1 pseudogene is annotated in these 243 nt (G+C 73.3%); it reads right to left on the bottom strand.

What is annotated here, in order from left to right:
* A pseudogene (locus KVS69_RS20295) lies at positions 1 to 243 on the bottom strand (heme ABC transporter ATP-binding protein CcmA); the annotation flags it as partial.

The following is a 243-nucleotide window of genomic DNA, read 5'->3' as shown; positions in this document are numbered from 1 at the left end:
CACGATGACGAGCGCGTTGCCTGGCGTCTGCCGCGCACGCCGGCCGTGCAGGCCGCACAGGAAATTCAGGTGCTCCAGCGTGTCCAGGTCCGGCTTGAGGCCGGGCAGGTGGTTCAGGTACGCCACGAACTGGGCGCGCTCGCGGTGCCCGGCCGGGCGCCCACCGATCTGGATCGGCCCGCTGCCCGGGCGCAGCAGCCCGGCCAGCACCCGCAGCTGGGTGGTCTCGTCGTCGCCGTTGTC

The organism is Stenotrophomonas sp. GbtcB23 (assembly GCF_019091045.1).
Classification (GTDB): domain Bacteria; phylum Pseudomonadota; class Gammaproteobacteria; order Xanthomonadales; family Xanthomonadaceae; genus Stenotrophomonas; species Stenotrophomonas rhizophila_A.
Note: the sequence above shows the minus strand (reverse complement) of the source record. Positions and strands in the feature narration are given on the sequence as shown.